General features: G+C 59.5%; 15 protein-coding genes and 1 pseudogene. 10 read left to right on the plus strand and 6 right to left on the minus strand.

Annotation, left to right across the window (positions count from 1 at the left end; translation table 11 throughout):
* The 3 genes and pseudogenes from NZK35_RS33195 to NZK35_RS33205 all read left to right on the plus strand — a co-directional run.
* Positions 1-681 (plus strand): annotated as a pseudogene (locus tag NZK35_RS33195) (hypothetical protein); the annotation flags it as partial.
* On the plus strand, positions 678-3,077 hold the full coding sequence (locus NZK35_RS33200; protein WP_259636829.1) for a hypothetical protein: 2,400 nt from the start codon (positions 678-680) through the stop codon (positions 3,075-3,077). The pseudogene NZK35_RS33195 and the gene NZK35_RS33200, both read left to right, overlap by 4 nt.
* Before the next feature lie 197 nt (positions 3,078-3,274).
* Positions 3,275-4,315, plus strand: a complete 1,041-nt coding sequence (locus NZK35_RS33205) for a hypothetical protein (RefSeq protein WP_259636830.1) — start codon at positions 3,275-3,277, stop codon at positions 4,313-4,315.
* Here the strand turns inward: NZK35_RS33205 and NZK35_RS33210 are convergent.
* Positions 4,225-4,962, minus strand: coding sequence for a hypothetical protein (locus NZK35_RS33210; RefSeq protein ID WP_259636831.1), 738 nt, complete (start codon positions 4,960-4,962; stop codon positions 4,225-4,227). The two genes, NZK35_RS33205 and NZK35_RS33210, sit on opposite strands and share 91 nt — an antisense overlap.
* 445 nt (positions 4,963-5,407) lie before the next feature.
* On the opposite strand from NZK35_RS33210, the gene NZK35_RS33215 reads away from it, so the two are divergent.
* The 7 genes from NZK35_RS33215 to NZK35_RS33245 all read left to right on the plus strand — a co-directional run bounded on the left by NZK35_RS33215 (position 5,408) and on the right by NZK35_RS33245 (position 16,385).
* On the plus strand, positions 5,408-5,668 hold the full coding sequence (locus NZK35_RS33215; protein ID WP_259636832.1) for a hypothetical protein: 261 nt from the start codon (positions 5,408-5,410) through the stop codon (positions 5,666-5,668).
* Positions 5,669-6,017: 349 nt separating this feature from the next.
* The gene (locus NZK35_RS33220; RefSeq protein WP_259636833.1) at positions 6,018-6,992 is read left to right on the plus strand and encodes a LysR family transcriptional regulator; all 975 of its coding nucleotides are present in this window, start codon (positions 6,018-6,020) and stop codon (positions 6,990-6,992) included.
* Positions 6,993-7,103: 111 nt separating this feature from the next.
* Positions 7,104-11,681: a glutamate synthase large subunit gene (gene gltB, locus NZK35_RS33225; protein WP_259636834.1), complete on the plus strand. Its 4,578-nt coding sequence runs from the start codon at positions 7,104-7,106 to the stop codon at positions 11,679-11,681.
* Positions 11,682-11,774: 93 nt separating this feature from the next.
* Positions 11,775-13,277, plus strand: a complete 1,503-nt coding sequence (locus NZK35_RS33230; RefSeq protein ID WP_259636835.1) for a glutamate synthase subunit beta — start codon at positions 11,775-11,777, stop codon at positions 13,275-13,277.
* Positions 13,278-13,465: 188 nt separating this feature from the next.
* Complete coding sequence (locus tag NZK35_RS33235; RefSeq protein ID WP_259636836.1) at positions 13,466-14,344, plus strand: sugar phosphate isomerase/epimerase family protein; 879 nt, start codon at positions 13,466-13,468, stop codon at positions 14,342-14,344.
* A gap of 318 nt (positions 14,345-14,662) precedes the next feature.
* Positions 14,663-15,028, plus strand: a complete 366-nt coding sequence (locus NZK35_RS33240; protein WP_259636837.1) for a PilZ domain-containing protein — start codon at positions 14,663-14,665, stop codon at positions 15,026-15,028.
* A gap of 46 nt (positions 15,029-15,074) precedes the next feature.
* Complete coding sequence (locus tag NZK35_RS33245) at positions 15,075-16,385, plus strand: homoserine dehydrogenase (protein WP_259636838.1); 1,311 nt, start codon at positions 15,075-15,077, stop codon at positions 16,383-16,385.
* A gap of 69 nt (positions 16,386-16,454) precedes the next feature.
* Here the strand turns inward: NZK35_RS33245 and dapA are convergent, their stop codons facing one another.
* From dapA to NZK35_RS33270, 5 genes are all read right to left on the minus strand, one after another.
* Entirely contained in the window at positions 16,455-17,360 is a 906-nt protein-coding gene (dapA, locus tag NZK35_RS33250; RefSeq protein WP_259636839.1) for a 4-hydroxy-tetrahydrodipicolinate synthase, read from the minus strand.
* Entirely contained in the window at positions 17,338-19,974 is a 2,637-nt protein-coding gene (locus NZK35_RS33255; protein WP_259636840.1) for a hypothetical protein, read from the minus strand. Before NZK35_RS33255 ends, dapA begins: the two co-directional genes overlap by 23 nt.
* Positions 19,971-20,897 (minus strand): ABC transporter ATP-binding protein, encoded by a 927-nt coding sequence (locus tag NZK35_RS33260; protein ID WP_259636841.1) that lies wholly within the window; start codon positions 20,895-20,897, stop codon positions 19,971-19,973. The genes NZK35_RS33255 and NZK35_RS33260 overlap by 4 nt, the downstream gene beginning before the upstream one ends.
* 1 nt (position 20,898) lies before the next feature.
* Positions 20,899-23,364, minus strand: coding sequence for a hypothetical protein (locus NZK35_RS33265; protein ID WP_259636842.1), 2,466 nt, complete (start codon positions 23,362-23,364; stop codon positions 20,899-20,901).
* Positions 23,365-23,518: 154 nt separating this feature from the next.
* Positions 23,519-24,256 (minus strand): DUF4129 domain-containing protein (locus NZK35_RS33270; RefSeq protein WP_259636843.1); only part of this gene is annotated, 738 nt, incomplete at its 5' end.

Genomic DNA, 24,256 nt, shown 5'->3' on the forward strand with positions numbered 1-24,256 from the left:
CAACAAGGACAGCAACAAGGACAGCAAGAAGGACAACAACAAGGACAGCAAGAAGGCCAACAACCAGGCCAACAACAAGGCCAACAACAAGGCCAGCAACAAGGCCAGCAACAAGGCCAGCAGCAAGGGCAGCAGCAAGGGCAGCAGCAAGGACAGCAGCAAGGACAGCAGCAAGGACAGCAGCAAGGACAGCGTCAGCAGCCTGGACTGCGTGGCGGACCGCAGCAGTCGTCCGACGCGCCACAATCTCAGCAGGATTCGGCCGGGGGCCGTTTTGCCGCTGAGTCACCCAGCGAGGGCGGTGGTCCGGTCGGTCCGCTGACCGGTGACTTCCGCGCCTGGTCGGACCAGATGCGGGACGTCGAAGAGATGGTTGGTGATGCGGACCTGCGAGCCCGGGCGAACAGTATCCGTGACCGTGTCCGTCAAATGCGATCCGAAATGAAACGTCACGGCGAGGCTCCGAAGTGGGAGCTGGTCGAAGACCTGGTGGCTGAGCCGCTGCGAGAATTAAAGCAAGAGGTCCGCGCCGAATTGCTTCGACGCACGGCTTCAAAGAATGAACTCGTTCCGATCGACCGCGATCCGGTGCCCGCTCAATTTACCGATGCCGTGCGCCGCTACTATGAGAACCTTGGTAGTGCGGATGTCGAGACGGGTTTGATGGAGTCGCCGAGGTGAGCATGGTTTTTGATTCGATTCCTGTCGTCTTTGCCGAGTTGGTCATCGGCTCGCCCCAGTGGACGGTCCCGGCGATCATCATTGGGACGGTGTTGACGTTCCTGGTGTTGTGGAACTATTCCACCAGCGGTGGCCGTCGGGTCCGGACGGCTTGGCTGGGCGTCACGTTGAAACTGTTCGCGATCGCGCTGTTGGCCGTTTGCCTGTTGCAGCCCATGCAGCGCGGCGAGCGTCCGCGTCCGCGGGCGAATTTGTTGCCGATCGTCGTCGATACCAGCGGCAGCATGGAGCTGAAGATCGGGCGGTCGACCGAATCGTGGCGTGATCGCATCGAATCCGACATGTCGGCCGACTCGCCGGTGTTTTCGTCGATGGCCCAATTGTTCGAAACGCGGATCTACGGATTCGACAAGCGATTGTCCAGCGCCAGTGAAGTCGCCGATTTACGCCGCGGTGGGACGGGCAGTCGGTTGGTGGAAAACCTCGGTGAGCTCTCGCGTCGGCTGGAGGGACGACCCGTCGCCGGCGTGTTGCTGATGACCGACGGCAACGTTCCGGGCGTCGCGGAGGAGCTAGAGGAACTGCCGGATTTAAAGTTTCCGGTTTATCCCGTGATCCCCAGTCGAACGACGGGGCTGAATGATTTGCGAATCACCAGCACGACGGTGCGTCAGACCAATTTTGAAATCTCCCCCGTCACCTTGGCGGTACAGTTCGCGATCGACGGGTCGTTCCCCGGGCAAGCCATCGCCAGATTGACCGACGTCGCGCTGCAATCGGTGGTTGAAGAGAAAACGGTGCCGCTGCGGTCGGACGAAAAGACGTTCAGCGTGTCGTTTCAGTTTCGACCCGCCGACGTCGGACTGCGGTTCTATCGCGTCGATTTGTTTCGCGAAGTCGATCGGGCAGCATTCGACAAGCTGGATCAATTGATGGACACGCCGTCGTCGGAAACCACGCTGGTCAACAACACCCGGTTGATTGCCGTCGATCGAAAGGGCGGGCCGTACCGTGTGCTCTACGTCGCCGGTCGGCCGAACTGGGAATTCAAGTTTCTGCGACGCGCGATTTCAGAAGACGCCGAAGTCGAATTGACCGGTCTGATTCGAATGGCCAACAAGGAGCCCAAGTTCAGCTTCCGAGACAAGGAGGTCTCCAGCACCAACCCGCTGTTTCAAGGACTCGGCGACGATGCCGAAGAAACCGCCGAACAGTACGACGAGCCGGTGATGATTCGCATCGGTGTCAAGGAAACTGAAGAGCTCGCGTCGGGATTTCCAAAAGTCGAAGAGGAGCTGTTCGGATTTGACGCGCTGATCCTCGATGACATTGAACCGGAGTTCTTTTCACAAGATCAACTTGAAATGGTTCGCCGATTCGTTTCTTCGCGGGGCGGCGGGTTGTTGATGCTGGGGGGCCAAGAGATGTTTCGCGGTCGAGCCTTTGGCGATTCGTTCCTGGGCGACCTTTCGCCGGTTTATGTCAGCCGAACCGATATCGGTTTGCCGGCCGAGTACTCGTTGAAGCTGACCCGCGAAGGGATGTTGCAGCCTTGGATGCGATTGCGCAAAACGGCCGATGCGGAAACAAAGCGGTTGCGTACGATGCCGCAGTTCGATTCGGTCAATGTCGTTGGTAGCTTGAAACCTGGTGCCTATCAACTGGCGACGGTCAGCGGTGGCGACGGGCAAGCTCAACCCGCGATCGCGGTCCAACGGTTCGGCCGGGGCAAAGTCGGCGCGATCACCGTCGGGGACCTCTGGCGGTGGTCGATGCAGCCCGATCCTCAAAACCCGGACGATGCCGCCCAGGCCTGGCGGCAAATCACGCGCTGGCTGGTCGGCGACGTGCCGCGTCGCGCCGAATTGTCGGTCGCGCCCGGGCCAGACAACGACGACTCGATGGTACTTCGTGTCGATGCGCTGGACGAGGCGTTCTTGCCGTTGGAAAACCCCTCGATCACCGTCAACGTGATTCGACCGGCCGGCGACTCGCTGAAGCTGGATGCCAAACCGATCGGAGAAATCCCCGGCGCGTATACGGTGGCGTACTATGACGACCAACCTGGACAGTACACGGCAACCGCGGAAGTTCGCGCCGAAGACGGCGAGCTGGTTGGCACGCCCACGGTCGGTTGGACCCGACAAATCGCCGGACGAGAGTTCGACACGCTGGGAGTCAACCAAGCTTTGTTGCAGCGGATTGCCGAGCAAAGCGGGGGAGACATCATCGCGGAAGAAGACTTGAATCTGTTGTCGAGGCGGCTGAAGTCCGAGAAGGTGCCGGTGATGGAAACCTGGGTGTTCCCGCTCTGGCACCGCGGCTGGGTGATCGCGTTGGCGCTCGGTTGCCTGTGCGGCGAATGGGGACTGCGTCGATTAAGAGGCTTGGCATGAGCATCGTTTCAAAACCGTGGGGTACGCTTCCAGCTTGCCATCAGCAGCAGCAGTGGGGTAAGCATCTTGCTTGCCATCAACGAAAGTGGGGTAAGCATCTTGCTTGCCATCCGGCCAATTTTTGGCCGGGGATCGCAAGCTGGAAGCTTACGCCACTCCTTGTCCGGATCGCAAGCTGGAAGCTTACGCCACTATGGTTGTTGTTTGTTGTGGTGGGGGCGGTCGCGCGGGCTGACGACGCGGCGAAACCGGTGGACGTGATTGTCGTCGTCGGTGCTCCGGGGGCCGAGGAGTTCGGCGAGGCCTTCGACGAGTGGAGCGAGACGTGGAAAGCCACCTGTCAGCGGGCCGGGCTCACGATGCAATTGATCGGACCGGCGGGAGACGATCACGAGACCCCTGACCGCCAGACCACTGATCGCCAGACCCCTGATCGCGACCAACTTCAAGCCGAGCTGACGCGGTCCGCGTCGACCGACAGCGTCCGACCGCTGTGGTTGATCTTGATCGGTCACGGAACCTGGGACGGTGCGTCGGCCGACTTCAATCTGGTCGGCCCTGATGTGAACGCGAAAGAACTCAACACCTGGCTCGATCCGATCCGGCGACCGCTCGTGATCGCCAACTGCGCCTCGTCCAGCGGCCCGTTCGTGAACCGTTTGTCTGGCAACAATCGCGTCGTCGTGACGGCAACCAAAAGCGGATCCGAACAGAACTTTGCCCGGTTCGGCGAATTCTTTGCCGCCGCCTTCGGCGCCGCGGATGCCGATTTGGATCACGATGATTCGGTGAGTGTTCGCGAAGCGTTTTTGAAGGCTGCGGTGGATGTCGATCGGTTTTACAAAGAGCAGGGCCGTTTGGCGACCGAGCACGCGTTGTTGGAAGACAACGACGACAGGAAGGGATCGTCGTTGGCGCTGGTGCTGGGCAAAGCGAACTCCAAGGGAGACGCAAAAGTCGATGGGGAACTGGCGAGCCGATTCAGTATTCCACTCAGCGATGGCGGCGTTCGGCTGACCGACGAGCAACTTGCCTTGCGCGATGAGTTGGAATCGAAACTCCGCGATCTCCGCGACCGTTTCGGCGCTGCCGATCCGGAACAACTTCGCCAACACGCGCTTCCGATTCTATTGGACCTGGCAAAGCTCTACGTCGAAGATCCGAAAAAGGGGAAGGGGGTGTTTAATGGATTGGACACCGACGAAACGATCCCCAGCGGAAATCGGAATCGACCGTAGGTCATCGGTCCGACGGGACCGCGCGCCAGGCCGCGGTGGACCCTCATGTTGTGGTGGGCGCGGTTGGCGTAACGCAGCACGTCCACGACGTCGCTGTCGTTCAGTTCAACGATCAGTGAATCTGCTTCTTCTGCCGCTTCGTTCGCCATTTGAAGATGAGTGGCCAGCATCGCTTCGAATGGGGATTCCGACATGCTGGTAACGAGGATGGTGGGCAGAGCGTCCACGGCGGGCTTGTCATCACCCGAGGCGTCCGAACGGGTCATGATGATGCGTCCCGATTCGGTGATCGTGAAGAATTCAGTGGTTTTGGTGCAGTCCATTGATCGGAGCACGGCGATTACCGTCTGGCGACAACCCAGATGTATCTCGCAACGATTGGCAAACGGTTCTCCCAGGACGCGAAACGTGCCGACCATGCGGAAGCCCGCTTCATCGAGCGCTCGTTCGGATCCCCGGCGATAATGATACAGACCGAACGATCCAGAGTCGGCCGGTTGATAGTGTGGTTCGCGGTATCGTTTGAGCAGGATGGGGACCAAGGGCCACGCCACCGCCGCGAAGATCAGTCCCGTCCAGAACATGGAGTGCGTCAGTCGCACCGATGTGAAACCGCCTAGCTTGATGAACTCATCAAGGAACAGCATCAGAAAAAAAAGCGGTGTTAGAAAAGGCGATCGCACCAACAAAAGTATTCGAACCATCGGCCACGCCGTCACGCGCCGAGGATCATCCGGTTGCGACGCGATTTCCGATCGATTCAGTGATGCTTGTTTTGTCGATGACTCGTGCGTTTCCGTTAACATCTTGGTCTGTCTGGCAGCCGCGGTCGGTAGAAATGACTCAGCGGAAGCTTAGGTCAGGATGCGTCTTAAAGGGTGGGTGGTTGTCTTACCGACGGTGCTCTCTGAGAGGGTGGTCGAAGCGATGTTGACACCTCTATCGATTCGCGGGGCGACGTCCAAAGTCGTCTTAGCGCGGACGTGACGTTCCTAGCGTCTGGGGTGCTCTCGCTGATTTGCAAGCATTGCTTTGGACGATGGACTTGTTAGGCACCAATCCCCTGACCACCTTTTCCGGAGACACCTTCCGATGTGGCGTGCATTTTTTATTGCGCTGGGCATCATGGCGATCATCGTCGGTTTCGAATCGCTGGTGATCGACAGCGCGAACATCTACTCCGATCGCGGTTCGAGCGCCAAAGAGTTCTTCAGTCCCTCCACGATCGCCGGACAGACCACGATCACCTGGCAGCCCAAAGAGTGGTTTCCGTGGTTGGTGTTGAGCGTTGGGACACTGATCGTGATCTACTCGTTCACCCTCCCGCAGCGATTCAGGCCCAGCGGTGATTGAGCATCGCGGGGATCCGGATTTGCCTCCAGATCGTGCGTCAACTTTCAAATTCGATCAACCGGTGCGCGATGCGTGTTGAATCCGTCGCGTCCGATGGGTGCTCCTTTCGGCACGGATTGGCGGCGGTGTTGGCTGTGTGCTGCGCTAGGAAATGCCAGTGCCGCAAACGATCCCCCCGAATGATATCAACATTCCGGGCGGATAGTGGCGGATCAAGTCGCCTTAGGTGCCCTGATGGTGGACGCCGGCTTCCGTGGCTTGACGACGGTTTCCAGCCTGCTTACCCTCGCATAAGCAAGTCCGAAGTGTCCGGGCTGTCAATATTAGGCCATCTAATACTGGATCACGATTGCAACTACGAACGCTTGAGATTTTCTGTGACGTCGCGCAGCTGCGTAGCTTTTCCAAAGCTGCGGACGCTCGTGGCGTGACGCAGAGTGCGGCCAGTCAAGCGATCCAGCATCTCGAAGAATCACTCGGCGTTCAACTGATCGATCGTTCGACACGACCGTTGTCGCTGACCGCCGCGGGGGCCAATTATCACAGCGGCCTGCGAGAGATATTGGCGGAGTATCACCGTTTGGAAGAGCGCGTGATTACGGCCGGGCGCGGCTTGACCGGACCGTTGCACGTCGCGGCGATTTACTCGGTGGGGCTGAGTTACATGCCCGAAGCGATCGAGGAGTTCGGTCGTTTGTATCCGGATGTGGATGTGCGAATCGGTTACGGTCAAAACGAGGCCGTGATCCGAAACGTGCTCAACGGCGATGCCGAGATCGGGCTGATCAGTTTTCCCAAGACGAACAAGCAACTCGTCGTGGTGCCGTGGCAGAAGGAACCGGTTCGACTGGTTTGTGCATCCGGGCATCCGTTGGCTCGCCGCAACGAAGCGGAGTTGTCGGATCTGGATGGCATCGAGATGGTCGGATTCGACCGCAGCCTCGAGTTGCGTCGGATGATCGACGCGACGCTGAAGCGATCCGGTATCCGCGTGGATTTCCGAAACGAATTTGACAATGCCGATTCGATCGTGCGTGCGATCCAGGCCAACGACGGTGCGGGGTTTCTGCCCGAAGCGGCGGTACGGCGGGAAACGGCGACCGGTGCGTTGCGAGTGGTGGCGTGTCGTGCGTTACGGATGGTCCGTCCACTCGGGATTGTGTTCCGGCGTTCGGGCCGGCCGAGTGCCGCCGGTTACGAATTCGGATCGCTCTTGTTGGGCCGCCCGTTGGAACCCGACCGAGACAAGCCCGGCGGACGCAACCGGCACAGGTCGCAATCGCAGGGGCCGCCGATCGTCCCCGGTACCTCCGTCGTCGCCTAGACCGCTGCGACAGCCCGTTTCGACCCGTTTCAAATCACACACCTACCAAGACCACGGTTCGCATCTGCAGAGGCGAATCATCCCCCACACGAAACTGAAGCCTTCACTCCGATGACATCAACGAAAGAAATCGAGATGCGTGATCCACTGTTTCACCTGCCCAAGAAGCAAGGGTTGTATGACCCTGAGCACGAGAAAGATGCGTGTGGGGTCGGGTTCATCGCTCACATCAAGGGTGTTCCGAGCCATCAAAACGTGCTCGACGCCGACGAGATTCTCCGCGCGATGGATCACCGTGGTGCATGCGGTTGCGAACCGAACACCGGTGACGGCTGCGGCATGATGTGCGGGCTGCCGCACAAGTTTCTGACCAAGGTGGCCAAGGAAGACTTGGGTGTGGATTTGCCCGAGCCGGGGCGATTCAGCGCCGGGTTGGTCTTCCTGCCCCAAGACGCCGCCGAGCGGGCCGAGTGCAAGCAGACGATTGAGAAGCTGATCGCCGATCGTGGTCAGGTTTTTTACGGCTGGCGTGACGTGCATCAGGCGACCGATTTCGCCGATGTCGGTCCCACCGCGCGTGCCGCCGAACCGGTGATCGAACAGCTGTTTGTCGGCGCCGCCGACGGGCTCAAGGGCGAAGCGTTCGAGCGAGAGTTGTACATGATTCGCAAGCGCGCCAGCCACCTGTTGCGCGGCAGCAAGACGCTCAAGCAGGCGTTGATGTTCTACATTTGCTCGCTCAGTACCAAGGTGATCATCTACAAGGGGATGCTGACGCCGGCGCAGCTGTTGCCGTACTACCCCGATCTCCGCGACCCGGATTTCGAAACGCACCTGGCGATGGTCCACAGCCGGTTTTCGACCAACACGTTCCCCAGCTGGGACCGCGCCCAGCCGTTGCGATTCATGAGCCACAACGGCGAGATCAACACGCTGCGTGGCAACAGCAACTGGATGAAGGCACGTCAGGGGACGGCCGAAAGCAAGTTGTTCGGCGATGAACTGCAAAAGCTGTTTCCCGTCGTCGAGCCCGATTGCAGCGATTCGGGAACGTTCGACAACGTGCTCGAGTTCCTGTTGATGAACGGACGCACGTTGCAGGAAGCCATCATGATGATGGTTCCCGAAGCTTGGCAAAAACACGACTCGATGAGCGAAGACAAGCGGGCGTTCTACGAGTATTTCTCGTGCATGATGGAACCCTGGGATGGTCCGGCATCGATCGCGTTTACCGACGGCAAATACATCGGCGCGACGCTCGACCGAAACGGTTTGCGTCCCAGTCGTTACTACGTCACCCACGACGACCGCGTGATCATGGCCAGCGAGGTCGGCGTGTTGCCGGTCGATCCGGCGATCGTCAAAGAGAAGGGGCGTTTGCAACCGGGCAAGATGTTCCTGATCGACTTCGAACAGGGGCGTCTGATTCCCGACGAAGAGCTGAAGACCAACTTCGCCAAAGCAATGCCCTACGGCGATTGGCTGCGTCAAGAACGCATTCGCCTGTCGGACCTGCATCCGGAAGCGGAGGCGCACGGCTTTGACAGTGACACGCTGCTGCACCGCATGCAAGCGTTCGGATACACCAGCGAAACGATGAATTTCATGTTGCGTCCGCTGGTCCGGGACCTGCGTGACCCGGTCGGTTCGATGGGCAACGACAGTGCACTGGCATGTCTGTCGGACAAGCCCCGCATGATCTATGACTATTTCAAGCAGTTGTTCGCGCAAGTCACCAACCCGGCGATCGATTCGATTCGCGAAGAGGTGATCATGTCGCTGGAATGCTACATCGGGCCCGAGCAAAACTTGTTGGACGCAACGCCGGCGCACTGCCACCGTTTGTTGGTCGAGCACCCGATTTTGACGAACGAGGAACTCGCCGCGCTGTCGCACATCAACCACGAAGGCTGGCAAAGTCGTGTGATCGACATCACCTTCGATCGCAGCGAAGGCAAGGCGGGGCTGCAAGCAACGCTGGACCGAATCTCGGCCGAGGCGGAATCGGCGGCCGACGAGGGGATTGAATTGGTGGTTCTTTCGGACCGCAAGATCGGACCCGACCGCGTGCCGGTCAGCGCCCTGTTGGCGACCGGAGCGGTCCATCATCACTTGGTCAAGCAGGCCAAGCGGACGCGGATCGGTCTGGTGATCGAAACGGGCGAGGCTCGTGAGGTCCACCACCACTGCCTGTTGATCGGTTACGGTGCCGATGCGATCAATCCCTACCTGGCCTTCGAAGCGCTTTGGCAAGCACGTCGCGACGCGTTAATGGACCCGTCGCTGGATGATGACAAAATCGTCGCCAGCTATCGCAAGGGCGTCGCCAAAGGCATGCTCAAGGTGATGGCCAAGATGGGCATCAGCACGCTGCAAAGTTATAAGGGTGCCCAGATCTTTGAAGCCCTGGGATTGAAAGACGAGGTGATCGCCAAGTGCTTCGTCGGGACGGCCAGCCGCATCCAGGGTGTTTCTTTTGACGTGATCGCCGAAGAAACGCTGCGTCGCCACGCGTTGGGTTATCCCAAACGCAAGAGCGACAACTTGCCAACCCTTCCCAACCTGGGCGAATTCCATTGGCGGGCCGAAGGCGAAAAGCACGCCTGGTCGCCCGATTCGATCGCCGACTTGCAGATCGCCGCGCGGAATAACAACGAAGACGCGTACTGGAAGTTCGCCGACAAAATCAATTCCGACAATCGTTCCCGATGCACCCTTCGCGGGCTGCTGCGATTCAAGCAAACCGGGAATTCGATCCCGTTGGAAGAAGTTCAATCGGCCTCGGAAATCGTCAAACGATTCTGCACCGGCGCGATGAGCTTCGGCAGCATCAGTGCCGAATCGCACGAGACCTTGGCGATCGCGATGAACCGTCTGGGCGGCAAAAGCAACACGGGCGAAGGCGGTGAAGATCCGTTGCGATTCCAACCGCTCGAAAACGGCGATTCCAAACGTTCGGCGATCAAACAAGTCGCCTCGGGTCGCTTCGGCGTCACGATCGAATACTTGACCAATGCCGATGAGATTCAGATCAAGATTTCGCAAGGAGCCAAGCCGGGTGAAGGCGGTGAACTGCCGGGGAAAAAGGTCGACGACAACATCGCCCGGATTCGTTACAGCACGCCGGGTGTGGGCCTGATCAGTCCTCCGCCGCACCACGACATCTATTCGATCGAAGACCTGGCGCAGTTGATTCACGATTTAAAAAATGCGAATCGTGCCGCCCGGATCAGCGTCAAATTGGTTTCCGAAGTCGGCGTCGGTGTGATCGCCAGCGGTGTCGCCAAGGCGTTCGCCGATCACATTCTGATCTCCGGCGACACCGGCGGAACCGGGGCGTCGCCGTTGACCAGTATCAAACATGCCGGTTTGCCATGGGAGTTGGGGATTGCCGAGACGCACCAGGTGTTGGTGTTGAACAATCTGCGCAGCCGCGTGGTGTTGCAGACCGACGGTGGACTCAAGACCGGACGCGACGTCGTCATCGCCGCATTGCTCGGTGCCGAAGAGTTCGGCTTTTCGACCGCGCCGCTGATCACGCTCGGTTGCATCATGATGCGGAAGTGCCACCTGAACACCTGCCCGGTCGGGATCGCGACTCAAGATCCCTACCTGCGTGAGAAGTTCACCGGCAAGCCGGAGCATGTCGTCAACTACCTGTTCATGGTGGCCGAAGAAGCGCGTCGCATCATGGCCGAACTCGGTTTCCGAACGATCGATGAAATGGTCGGCCGCAGCGATGTGTTGCACACTGACGACGCGATCAAGCACTGGAAGGCGGACGGTTTGGATTTGACCGCGATCTTGCGGGTCGCGACCAAGCCCCACCCGGACGTGCAAGTGATTTGCAGCCAGACCCAAGATCACGGTCTGGAAAAATCATTGGACATGACGGTGTTGTTGGACCAGGCACGCAAGTCGATCGAAACCAAAGAGCCGATTGTGATCGAATCACCGATCATCAATATCAATCGGACCGTGGGAACGATCCTCAGCAACGAGGTCGCCAAGGTCTACGGCCAAATGGGGCTGCCCGACGACACCATTCGACTCCAATTGAACGGATCGGCGGGGCAAAGTTTGGGTGCCTTCTTGGCCCACGGCATCACCATCGATCTGGAAGGCGACGCCAACGATTACGTCGGCAAGGGACTCAGCGGTGGTCGCATCATCGTCTATCCGCCCAAGCAGAGCAGTTTCAAGTCGCAAGACAACATCTTGGTCGGCAACGTGTGCTTGTACGGGGCGACCGGAGGAGAAGCGTTCTTCCGAGGTCGTGCGGCCGAGCGGTTCTGTGTGCGAAATAGCGGAGCCAAGACCGTCGTCGAAGGTGTCGGCGATCATGGTTGTGAATACATGACGGGCGGTCGCGTCGTGATCCTCGGTGAAACCGGTCGGAACTTTGCCGCCGGGATGTCCGGCGGGATCGCCTACGTCTGGGACCGCAGCGGTGATTTCAATATCAAGTGCAACTTGGCATTGGTCGAATTGGAGCGGATCGACGATTCGGACGAGGAAGCCGAAATCAAAGAGTTGATCACTCGGCACAAGCAGTACACCGGCAGCGAAGTCGCCGCCGAAGCACTCGAGGATTGGGACACGTTCTTGTCACAGTGCATCAAAGTCATGCCCGTGGATTACAAACGCGTGCTGCTGGCACAGAAAGAGCAAGCAGCTCCCGTGGCGTAAGCTTCCCGCTTGCCAACCGCAGAAGCAAGCTTCCAGCTTGCCGCAACAACTTCACTTCCAACACATTCAATACGTAAGACCAAGAGCAGACTGATGGGAAAGCCAACCGGATTCAAAGAGTTTGATCGTAAAAAAGTACCGTGGCGATTGCCGGTCGTTCGGCTGAACGATTACGACGAAATCTACACCGAACACAAAATCGATCATCTCCGCGAACAGGGTGCCCGTTGCATGGATTGCGGCGTCCCGTTCTGCCAGTCCGGCGCGGGATGTCCGATCGACAACTTGATCCCCGAATGGAACGACTTGGTCTACAACAACCGTTGGAAGGAAGCGATCGAGCGGTTGCACAAGACCAACAACTTTCCCGAGTTCACCGGACGCACCTGTCCGGCGCCGTGCGAGGGATCCTGTGTATTGGGGATCAATCATCCGCCCGTGACGATCAAAAACATTGAAAACGCGATCGTCGACCGGGCTTGGGAAGAGGGCTGGATCGTGCCCGAACCGCCGGAAAGCCGGACCGGTCAATCGGTCGCGATTGTCGGCAGCGGCCCGGCCGGATTGACCGCGGCGGACCAGTTGAACAAAGCCGGTCACAGCGTGACCGTTTACGAACGGGCCAATCGCATCGGCGGATTGCTGCAATACGGCATTCCGAACATGAAGCTTTCCAAAGCAGCCGTTCAGCGCCGCGTGGACAAGATGAGTGCCGAAGGGATCAAGTTCGTGACCGGCGTGAACGTCGGCGTCGACGTGGATCCCAAGGAGTTGGTCAATGAAAACGACGCGGTGCTGTTGGCGTGTGGCGCCACGAAACCGCGCGACCTGCCGATCCCGAACCGGGACGCCAAGGGCGTGCATTTTGCGATGGAGTTCTTGACCGCCAATACGCGTCAAAGCGTTCACGGAGAAACGCTCGGCGACGGGTTCATCAGCGCCGAAGGTAAAGATGTGATTGTGATCGGTGGTGGTGACACCGGAACGGACTGCATCGCAACCAGTTTGCGACACGGTTGCCGTAGCCTGGTCAATTTCGAACTGTTGCCCAAACCGCCGCAAGAGCGATCCCCGGACAATCCTTGGCCGGAATGGCCGCGGATCTTTCGCGTCGATTACGGACACGAAGAAGCCGAAGCCAAGTTCGGACGCGATCCTCGCGAGTACCAGATCCTCAGCAAGGAATTCGTCGTCGACGATGCCGGCGAACTTGCGGGCATCAAGACCGTCGAAGTCGAATGGACCAAAGACGCGTCTGGAAAGTGGCAGATGGCCGAGGTCGAAGGGTCCGAGAAACAGTGGCCTGCGCAATTGATCCTGCTGTCGATGGGATTCTTGGGGCCGGAACAGTACGTCCCCGAATCGCTAGGGATGGAGACCGATCCGCGGAGCAACTTCAAAGCCGAACACGGCCAGTTTGCGACGAATATCGACAAGGTCTTTGCCGCGGGTGACTGTCGCCGCGGCCAAAGTCTGGTCGTCTGGGCGATCAACGAGGGGCGGGGTGCCGCTCGTGCGATCGATCTTTTTCTGCAAGGCGAGAGCAATTTGCCCGCGCCAGGGGTTACGATGGGAACGGCGATGCAAGTCGGTTAACGCCGCGGTTTTCAATCGATGCGTTCCAGCGGTGATCAGCCGTTTGACGCCAGCCAACGGGCCCCGCGCGTCCATGCATGGGGCCCGAACGCTTGCGCGAACCGCCTTCGCGTGGGGCATGCCGAGACGCCCCGCGACTTTTCATCGATCTTCTTTGCGTTTCGTTCCTCCCACACACCATCACGACCATGAAACGACGTCAATTCATTGCGACCGGCGCAGCGCTGACCGCCGCACTGGCTCAATCCAAGTGGCTCACCGCCCTGGAATCGGACAACAAGTATCGCAACGAGATCGGCATTCAGCTCTACACGCTGCGGAACGAGATCGGCAAGGACGTCGCGGGCACGTTGAAAGCGGTTGCCGAGGCCGGGTACAAGCAGGTCGAACCGTATGGGTTTCCCGGCGCGGACGACATGATTCGCGAAGCCAAAGCCAATGGGATGTCGGTCCATTCGTCGCACGTCAACACCGACGGAATCCTGAAGCCTGACCAGAAAGGCGTGCAGCCGTTTGAAGAGTTGCTCGACAAAGCCAACGACCAGGGACTGACTCACGTCGTGGTCCCGTACCTGGGAGCCGAACTGCGTGGTTCATTGGACCAGTACAAGCGGGTCGCAGAGCGGTGCAACGTTGCGGCCGAGAAAGCGAAGCGTGCGGGCATTCAATTGGCCTACCACAATCACGCCTTCGAATTCAAACCGTTCGAGGGCGGCAAATGTGGTTACGACGTTCTTGTCGAAGAGTTTTCGGAGGACATGAAGTTTGAAATCGACGTCTTCTGGGTCGCCGTCGGTGGCTTGGATGCGGCGGATCTGATTCGCAAACTCTCCGGACGCGTGACGCAATTGCACCTCAAAGACCTGGATCGATCCGTCACGCCGCCGCAATACGACGGCATCCCCCAGGAAGCGTTCAAGGAACTGGGCAACGGCGTGATCCCGATGGAACCGATCCTGGCCGCCGCCGCGGATGCCGGCGTGTCACACTGCCACGTCGAGCAAGACCACTCGCCGCACCCGGTCAAAAGCATTCAGCAAAGCGCGGAGTATCTGCGGTCGCTGTAACGCTTGCACTGTCGGCAGCGCTGGACGCTCGGGCGCCCTGTTCACTATTCCAATTAGGGGGGTGGTTGGTGACCAGATCGTGGCAGGGTGAAGGGGCCGATCGAATTGGCCATGGCCTCTCGATCGGTTTCTTAGGGATTCGTGCGGAAATCCATTTGCACGCGGGCAGAACGCCCGGCAAGGTTGAAGTTAACGGGAAGCTTCGGTGTCGGCATAGTCTGCCTGACCCGAACCCGCACCCGATCAACATCCCTGGAATCCCTTTGCCGACGCAAAAAACCACGCGTCACCCACAGAACGTGCAGGAGTCTGCCCACAATGTTGCGTCTTTCCGGTACCGCACCGAACATGGACGTCGAGAACGCCATTCGGGATCTTCTCGAGGAAGACGCGTTTTACGATCGCATCGAGAACCGTTCGTCGCACCGCGAGCATCTGGTCCGGCCGGTCACGTTGCTGATCCGTGGGGCTCAGGAAGAAATCATCGCATTTTCACGGAAGGTATCTGCCGCCGGCATTGGGCTGATCACGCAAAACGAGATTCCCGAGCGGTCCACGGCGGTGCTGACGATCGAATCGCTTAAGGGTGGACCGATCAAGATGTTGGCGCAATGCCGCTGGTGTCGTCCCTATGGGCCGAACTGGCGGATTTCGGGATGGCAATTCATCAACATGCATCGCTAGCGCCGGGGCTCGTTGAAACGCGGTCGGGCGGTTAACATCTGGCGTCATGGAAAAGACAAACATTGCCATTGTTGGCCTGGGGACTGTTGGTAGCGGTGTTGCGCGTCTGTTGCTTGATCATGGAGACCGCACGGCGCGTCATGCCGGACGAACGTTGTGGTTGCGCAAAGCGGTCGCGAGAGACCTGGCCAAAGCCGCTGCACGGATCGATCTGCCCGAAGGTGTGTTGACCGATTCGATCGATGAAGTCGTCGAGGATCCGGAAATCACCGTCGTGGCGCAACTGATCGGCGGGCTCGAACCCGCGCGATCGATCATGCTGCGGTTGCTGGAATCGGGCAAAGACATCGTCACCGCGAACAAGGCCTTGCTGGCCGAGCACGGCCCGGAATTATTCGATCGCGCCCGGCAGTTGGGCCGCAGTATCGCGTTTGAAGCGTCCGTGGCAGGCGGCATCCCGATCATCGCCAACATCAGCCAATGCCTGTCGGCCAACCAGCTGCAATCGCTCGAAGGAATCCTCAACGGGACCAGCAACTTCATCGTCAGCCAGATGGACGAGTTCGGTTCCAATTACGAGGAAGTCGTCAAAACGGCGCAGGAACTCGGGTACGCCGAAGCGGATCCGACGATGGACGTCGACGGGACCGACGCGGCGCAAAAGCTGGCGATTTTGGCGCACCTGGCGTTCGGTGCCGCCGTCGACTGGAACGACATCCCCAAAGTCGGCATCGATGGGCTGGATCCGGTGGATCTGCGCTACGCGCGGGAATTGGGTTATCGAATCAAATTGCTGGCCGTCGCCAATTTGACCGACGACGGCTTGGAATTGTCCGTTTCGCCGACGCTGTTGAAGATCGGGACGCCGCTGGCCGAAGTGCGAAACGCGTTCAATGCGATCCGCGCGATCGGCGATGCCGTCGGCCCCGTGTTCTTCCACGGGCTGGGAGCCGGCCAAATGCCGACGGCGTCTGCCGTCGTGGCCGATTTGATCGACACCGCGGTCGGTCGAACGAAGCTGACCTTTCAGACGCTGGAGTATTTTTCCAGCGACAATCCTCCCCGCGCCATCCTTCGCGACGCCGAAACGTTGCGAGGGCGATTTTACCTGAGGCTGCATGTCGCCAATCATCCCGGGACGCTGGCGGCCATCGCCAACGTCTTGGCCAAGCATGCGATCTCGATCGCCTCGGTGATCCAGCACGAGACCGAAGCCGCCGGCGGGGATCTGGAACTGGTGCCGCTGGTGATCATGACGCACGAAGCGACCGAGGGCGCGGCAAAGCTGGCGACCGCGGAAATCGAATCGCTCCAAGCCGTCCGGGGACCCGTCACGCGATTCCGCGTGAAAGAATAGTCCAGAAGCAGGCGTTCGCCCCTCCGTTCCCAGCCTACCCATTTTTCCAAAAAGGTGTCGGACACCTTTTTAAACTGCTGCGGCGCTGGCTAGGCCATAGGCGAGAATGGTTTGCTGCAACTGGCTTTGGGCCGCTTCGTCCAATGGGGTCATCGGCAAACGCAGTTCTCCCGTGTCGCGTCCGACCATCCGCATCGCGGCTTTGACGGGAATCGGATTGGTGGCCAGTCCCAGCATGTTGCTGCACAGGGCAAACAGCTGATGGTGCATCTTGCGAGCGAGTTCGTAGTCACCGCTGCTGGCCGCCCGGACCAATTTGATCATATCGCCGGGAACCAGGTTGCCGACGACCGACACCACGCCTTCGGCTCCGACACTCATCATCGGCAACGTCAGCGAGTCGTCGCCGGAGAGCACGGTCAAATCGGTCGAGCCGACGATCGCCGAGCATTGGTCCAGTTTGCCTGTTGCTTCCTTGACCATCGTGATGCCCGGCAGTTCGGCCAGTCGCTGGATGGTCGACACGTCGATTTCTTTTCCGGTGCGGCCGGGGATGTTGTAGACACAGACCGGAATGTCGACGGCTTCGGCAACCGCTTTGAAGTGTTGGTACAAGCCCTCTTGGGTCGGCTTGTTGTAATAGGGTGCGACCTGCAGCGTCGCGTCGGCCCCCTCGTCGGCGGCCCGTTTCGTCAAACGCAGTGCTTCGGCGGTGCTATTACTGCCCGTACCGGCCATCACTTTCGCACGACCGGCGACACACTGGATGGTCTCCGCGATCACGCGTTCATGCTCGTCGTGCGTCAACGTGGGAGATTCGCCGGTCGTCCCGACGGGAACGATGCAACGCGTGCCCGCTTCGATTTGGAATTCGATCTGCTGTTTCAACCGGTCGTAGTCCACTCCACCGTTGGCAAAGGGCGTGATGATGGCGACCGATAGTCCGGCGAAATCAGATCCACGACGCTGGGTCATAGGGAGTCCCTGGGGTGTTGAATTTTGAACGAGTGTAGGGGCGAAATGAGCGCAGCAGCCTACCGCGGATCAGGAAAAACACAATTCCCCGGACCGTCGCCTTGCCGAATTGGTTCGGCAAAAACACCAAAATCGCCAGCAAAATGGTCGCTGAAGTCGTCGCGACGAGTGTCGGCCCTTTCCACCACGGCTGATACTCAAACGCCACTCGCCAACTCCCTGGTGGGATGACCACCGCCTGATTCAAGTGGCTGCTGCGGAAAACCGGCAACGATCGGGAGGAATCACCGGCGACGGAATCCAGGCGGGCCTGCCAATTTCCATCTTGATAGACACAGCGTTCCAGGACGCAGTCGGTGTCGCAACGGACCAGGATCGCTCCGTCGGCCGCCCGTTCGACGTGTGCCGATCGCCCCGCCGATCGCATGGTGGAACCAGCCGGCGGTGCAGCGGCAGAGCGGGACGGCGGTGGAGTCGCCGCAAGGTGTGGCAACGGCAAACCGGGGAGGCGGCCGATTTCTGGAATCAATTCACGCAACGGTTTTTCCGGCAGCCAATCGGTGAAAACGCGAACGTCGCGGACCGGTTCGGTCATCCGGCGTTCCACCGAGACCAATGTCATTCCATCGGCTGCGGTGGCCGAGAGGCCGTCGACGTGCGAGACCGCTCCGATCGCCAGCCACTGACGGATCGCCTTCCAAAACGCCGAACGCCGTTCGCGGTCCAGACTCTGCAGATGGTGGTTGCACGACCACCAGAACTCACCGTAGCTGCGGCTCTTGATACTGACCATGCTGTTGAACACCGCCTGACGATGAACCAGGTGCCAACGTCCGAACCAGGCAATCCGTTCGCTTGCGGCGACTTCCAGCGGGCGATCGACGGATCCGGTGGTCCGCCATCGCTCCGGCCACATTCCCGCTTGCGTTCGTAGGGTGCGTGTCCGCGGGATCGGGGCCGGGCTCGCCTGGTGCGCCAGCTGTCGTTCCCGCCAAACTTCCACTCGGGGCAACAACGTCGACGTGTTGACGATCGCATCGAACGCGATCAAGGCGACCCATGCACCGCCGATCCAGATCGCGGGCCGGCACCGATTTTGCCACTCGGTCAACCGACGCAATCCGACCAGCACACACAACACCGCGACCGTCCACCAACACGATGCTCGTATCAACGTCAGGCTGCCCGCGACGTCCAGCGGTCCCCAATATTCATCGACCGGAAGCGTGTCGGGGTCGATCGGTAGCCAGCGTTCCCATTGTGGACCGGCCAGGTGCGTCAACGTGCCGCCGGCGACAAAACCAACCAGCACCAGCAACGCCAACGGCAATTCAATTTTGTCACGCGCGGACGAAATCCACTGCGCCGCGACCATCGAACTGGCGATGGCAAAGATCGGCAACCATTTCACCGGATAGCGAAACGAACTGTAGCCGGGGATCCACTGACAGAGCATCCAAAACGGTCCCCCGACGGCGCTGTCGCTATGCTCGAGCACACCGGGGATCTGTTGCAGCCACCAAACCAAACCGAAATGTCCGAAGCAAATCGACAAGCTGACCAGCGAGACGGCCAGCCAAGGTTCAGCAAGATAGCTTCGCGGTCGGGCCAGACGGCATAGCAGCGCAAATCCCACGACCAAACCCGCGTAGAGCGACGGCGTCCACATCCGTCCTTCGCCCGGAATCACATTGGCGATCCGTCGATAAATGGGAAACAGATTGCCGAAGGGACGCGGCGAGACGGTTTCGATGGCGTGCCAGGGGGCGAGCGAAAACTCGTAGACCTCGCTGCGTTGGGCAACACGCGCCGCGCGAACACTTTGGCGACTCCAGTCCAACGATGCCGCGATTTGGATCGAGCTGATCCCGACGGCCAACGCACAGCCGCACACGCCGACGATGGTGGTGCGGACGAACTCGCTTTGCCGCCACCTCTGGCCTTGACGGCGGGCGTGTCGAAGTTGACTCCTGGCGCGGAACAGCGAGATCGCACCGGCTGTCATCACGCAGTGCAGTGCCGACTGGGGATCGCCACCGAGCACCATCATGGCCAACGCTGTGGCGGCAATGACAATCCGCCGACGCATCGATCGACATCGTCCCGCCAACGTCATCGTCGGCAGGCAGGCGCCCAGGGCGAACGGAATCCACGCCGCGCCGACCAAGAATGGAGGATTGCAACACAGCGAGAACACGCTGCCCGAGAGCGGATAAACGATAGCCGCGACCCACACGCCCAGTGGCCGGCAGCCGATCGACTTGGCCAACCACGCCGCAGCGGCGGAGGCCAGCAACAGATGAACGATCAAATAGATGCTCATCAAGGATTCGTTGGACAGCCGATCGCTGGCCAGCGGAAACGAATACACGAGCCATCGCAGCGGGTACAAGACCGCCGTCGACGTCTCACCGATCAAGGGCATGCCGGTGTGATCGAGCGGGTTCCAGAATGGGAGCCACTGCGTGGCCGTCCGCTCGGCCACGTAATCATACAGCGGTAGATAAAAATGGTTGACGTCGCGAAAGGCGATGCGTTTCCCCGACAGCGTCGGCCAAGTCGATCCCAGAATGACGGCAACGACCAAGGCTACCGACGCAAGACATCGGATCACGTCACCAGACCCTTGGTCACGGTCATAAAGACATCTTCCAAGGTCGGGGCGCGATCATTAAACGAACGCAAGCGAACGCCTTCGGCAATCATCGTTTCCATCAGCGTCGCCAGGCCTTCGTCGTCGGTTTCCAGTTCGGCGACGATGCAGGTCGGTTCTTGTTCGATCGATCGCAAGGCGGGGCTGCTGCGGAGAATCGACATCCCGGCTTCTTCACCTGCGACGAACTGAATCTCAACGTGCCGGTTTCGTCGAATCTGTCGATAGACCGTTGCGATCGGACCGCTCATCAACAGTTGTCCGCGTTCGATGATCCCGATCGAGGTGCAGCAATCCGCCAGTTCGGTCAGGATGTGGCTGCTGATCAGAATCGTCTTGCCCATGCGGCGCAATTCTTTGAGCAACTCTTTCACTTCGACGCGGGCCCGGGGATCCAGACCGCTGGCCGGTTCATCCAGAATCAGTACCGGCGGGTCATGCACCAGCGTCTTGGCCAGGCACAGCCGTTGTTTCATGCCACGTGACAATCCGTTGACAAAATCGTCGCGTTTGTGGGTCAGATCCAGCAATTCCAGGACGTTGTCGATGATCTGTTTTCTGTCCTTGCGTCCGATCCGATAGGCGACGGCAAAGAAATCCAAGAACTCCCAAACCCGCATGCCGTCGTAAACGCCAAAGTTGTCGGGCATGTAACCGACGGCCTGACGAACGCCGACCGGATCGGCCATCACGTCACATCCGGCGACTTCGCCGCGACCGCGAGTGGCCCGTAGCAGCGTGGCCAAAAATCGAATCGTCGTACTCTTGCCCGCACCGTTGGGGCCGATGAATCCGAACGTCTCCCCGGCTTCAATATGTAGGTCCAACTCCTGTACCGCGGTGAAGTCTCCATAGTCCTTCCCGAATCCTGTCAACGTAATCATCTCACTCGCTCTCCGTCGGCGACGTCTTGTTGTCGGTCGTGTCTGTTGCTTCGGAATCCGATTTTGAATCTTCCGATTCTGGAGTCCTGGTCTCAATGCGGTTTACCCGGCGAAAGTCGCTGACAAGATTCTTGTCGGCGACCGGTTCGGGCAGTTCGGCATGTTTAAGGTGAATGATGGCGATGGTTTGCGCCGTTTGCTGGCTGGCCGCCGGAGAAATTTCGAGTCCGGCAAGCGCGCCATCGATTCGTGCGATCAAGCGGATCGTCCCGTTGGGAACGGAATCCGTCGCCGCCAAACGTCTCATCAGGTCGTCGGCATGCATCGGCAAGTCGTTGGCGACCATTGAACGATCGGTCGTGCCAAACTCAACCGTCTTGGTCTCCCCGCGATTCAAGGTCCCGACCACGGCGATTTCCGTGTCACCTTGATCACTCTTTTGCACCAAGAGCGTGTCTAGGAATTCGATGTCTGCTTCGCTGGTCAACGTGCGGTTGCCGTCAAATTCGATGGCACCGCCCAGGTCCACCATTTCTTCGCTGTGAACGTACCGCATTCGGTTACTGTTGACGGCGAAATCAGCCAGCGACGGGCCTTCTTCGAACGAGGTGCGGAGGAGCGGTTGGATGTCGGTGTTCGGGTCCGGCTCGTTGTCGAGCGGGGCTGCGATGCCGTCGACCGTGCGAAATTGCAACTCGTAGCGGCTGGAGAGTGAATTGTAGATGCCGATCATGCGGGTCAAATGCGCGCGGGGGTATCCGGCGTGCCCTTCCAGGATCGCGAGCTCCGTCGTGCTGCGGGCAAAGCCGATATCCAGCCGTGCCTGCCGGGCGGCAAACGCCGCACCGATCACCGCGATCAACGGGACCGCAAACCAAGCGTACTCCAACCGATTCATCAAACGAAACACGAGATAGTTGATCGGCACCAACACGATCAAATAGATCGCAAGCGATCGGACCACCAGGGCGGAACCCGGTATCTCGATTCCCGCTTCGCTGGTTAGCTTTTGTTGCAACATCGTGATCGCGTCGCTGGAATCGTTCCAGGCGGAAATGCCGGTCACCGCGTCCACCCTGGAAAACGAGTCGAAGGGACTGTTCTTCTTTTTTTCCTCATCGTCAGAGCCGGCGAGCAGACTGTCGCGGGTGGTGATGCGGAATCTGGAGTTCACCGCGGCGTCGCTGCGGAGCGTCGTTCCTTGGAAGAACAATCGCAGTTCGGTGGGGTTGTACCCTTGTTCGGCCAGTTCTTCTTGGCTGACGTCGCCGAAATTGGGTTCGACGTATTCCCGCGGGGGACGATTCAGAATCACACTGTTGACGAAGCTATCGTACGAGTCCCAGGCTTCGACCCAGTTGTCGGTCAAATCGAACCGCGGTTGGATCACGGTGCCGCGACCGATGCGTCGCGTCAAAACGAGTGACGCCGTGTTGTCGATGGCCGATGCGTCGGGATCGAGCCGCCCGTCGACGGCGATGTGGCTGATCTGAGACCGAACCAGTTCGACTTGTTTTTGTAACGATCGATCCGTCGCCACCGAGTTCTTGGTCAATAACTCCGCCGCCGCGTTTCCGTCCAGTTCGATATTGCTGGTCGGGACCAGCGGCAACAGGTCGGACAGCGAGGTATTGGCGATGGCGTCACTGGCCGCCGGCCCGTTGACGATCAAACGACCGCCGAAACGAATCCAGTCGGCCAGTGCGGTGTGTTGTTGCGGCGTCAACGCGTCTTCGGACAGGTCGTCCCAAAGCACCACGGCGGTGCTGGACCAATCCAACATGGTTTCCGGCAACGGCAGCAGGTCACTCGCATCGGGCACCACCACGCGATAGTTGCTGTGCCCGGTCGGGTCTTGGATCTCTGATTCAAAAGATCGTGTCCAATTGGCCGTTTGCAGACGCGTGAATCGCTCGGGACGCTTGCTCAGCACGACGAAAAAATACTCGCTGCCGCGCATCGCGTTGAACGGTTGGCCGCCGGTGTCCAGGATGCCTCCGCTGCGAGGGACAAATCGGCTGGACAGGTTGACGCGTCGTATGTCGATGGAGTTGGGAGTTGGGCATCGGAAACGGAAATCAAAGCCCCGCATCTGGCCTTTGGGCAAAACCACCGGACGAACCGACTGCAGGCTTTGGATTGTGCCGGTGCGTTCCATATTGATGTCGCGCAGAATCACCTCCGATCGACTGGACAGTTCACCGCGCGTGTCAGCCTTGTTGCTGCGGATCGACTGCTCCGCCGTCATCCAGTGCCCCGGTTTGACCGCACCGATCGACTCGCTTTGGTCCGATGGGAACACGATCGCCGAGCGAGTCGAATAGGCCTCCTGCGGAGCATTCTCTTCTTCTTGGGCGTTGGGGTCGGTCGTCGGGGTCGTCGTGCAGCCTTCACAGCCGACGATCAGCGGGACGGTGAGTAAGGCAAATAGGAAAAACGCGGGACGCGGCATTCGAAAAATCGACATGGGAAAGTGGCAGAAGAGACGAGTCGGGGGCGGCCCCGTCCGAACCGTGATTAGTGTACGCGATTGGTGCGCCGAAGAGGATTCCCGATGCACAGATTAGCCAACCCGCGATGCATCTGACGTGCCGCCTTCGATTGCCCGGTTCCCGCCGGCTTCACGCGCCGGCCATCTCGTGGACCGGGGCGTTGGTCATGTGTTTCCACAGCACCTTGGCTGCATCGAGATCGCCTTGCCGCGCCTGTCCACGGCCGTAAACGATCCGGTCGTACGCTGCGGTCAATCGGCCCGTCGCGGATTCGACCGGTGCGAACAGTGCTCGAGCGTCGTGCCGTTGCTTCGTCGCTTGCCTCAACCGTAAACCAAACTCGGAAAACGTTTCGTCGCGGTTTCGCTCAAAACCGCGTTCACGGGACCAGGCTTCAAATGCTTGGCAGGTCATCACCACCACGCGTCGAGGGTCGGTTTCACGACCGATCGGATTTCGGAATGAAGCAAACGGCCGTCGAGGGGCGTCCCGAAGTTTTTCTGGTCCGATCGCGTCCGCCAACCCGGTTGTATCGCGTTCGCGTCCGAACAACGACTGCCACCACAGCGCCAACCGTTCCCGCATTTGATAGAGATAAAACGCAACGATCGCCAGCAGCCCGAGTATCAACAGCAACCGAAACAGACCGCTGACGGCGGGTAGCACGTCAGGCAGGGAAGGCATCGAACTGCTGGGCGACGACTCGTTGGAAGACTGCTTAGGGGCTTCGCGTTGCGATGATTCATTCCTGTCGGATGAATCTGGCGACGACTGGCTTTCATTTCGCTGATCGCCACGGTCGGTCGATTCGGCCGACGGCGACTGTTTCTGAGCGTCGGAATCCGACGATTGCTGTTGTCCAGATTG

The organism is Stieleria sedimenti, assembly GCF_025060895.1.
Lineage (GTDB): Bacteria > Planctomycetota > Planctomycetia > Pirellulales > Pirellulaceae > Stieleria > Stieleria sedimenti.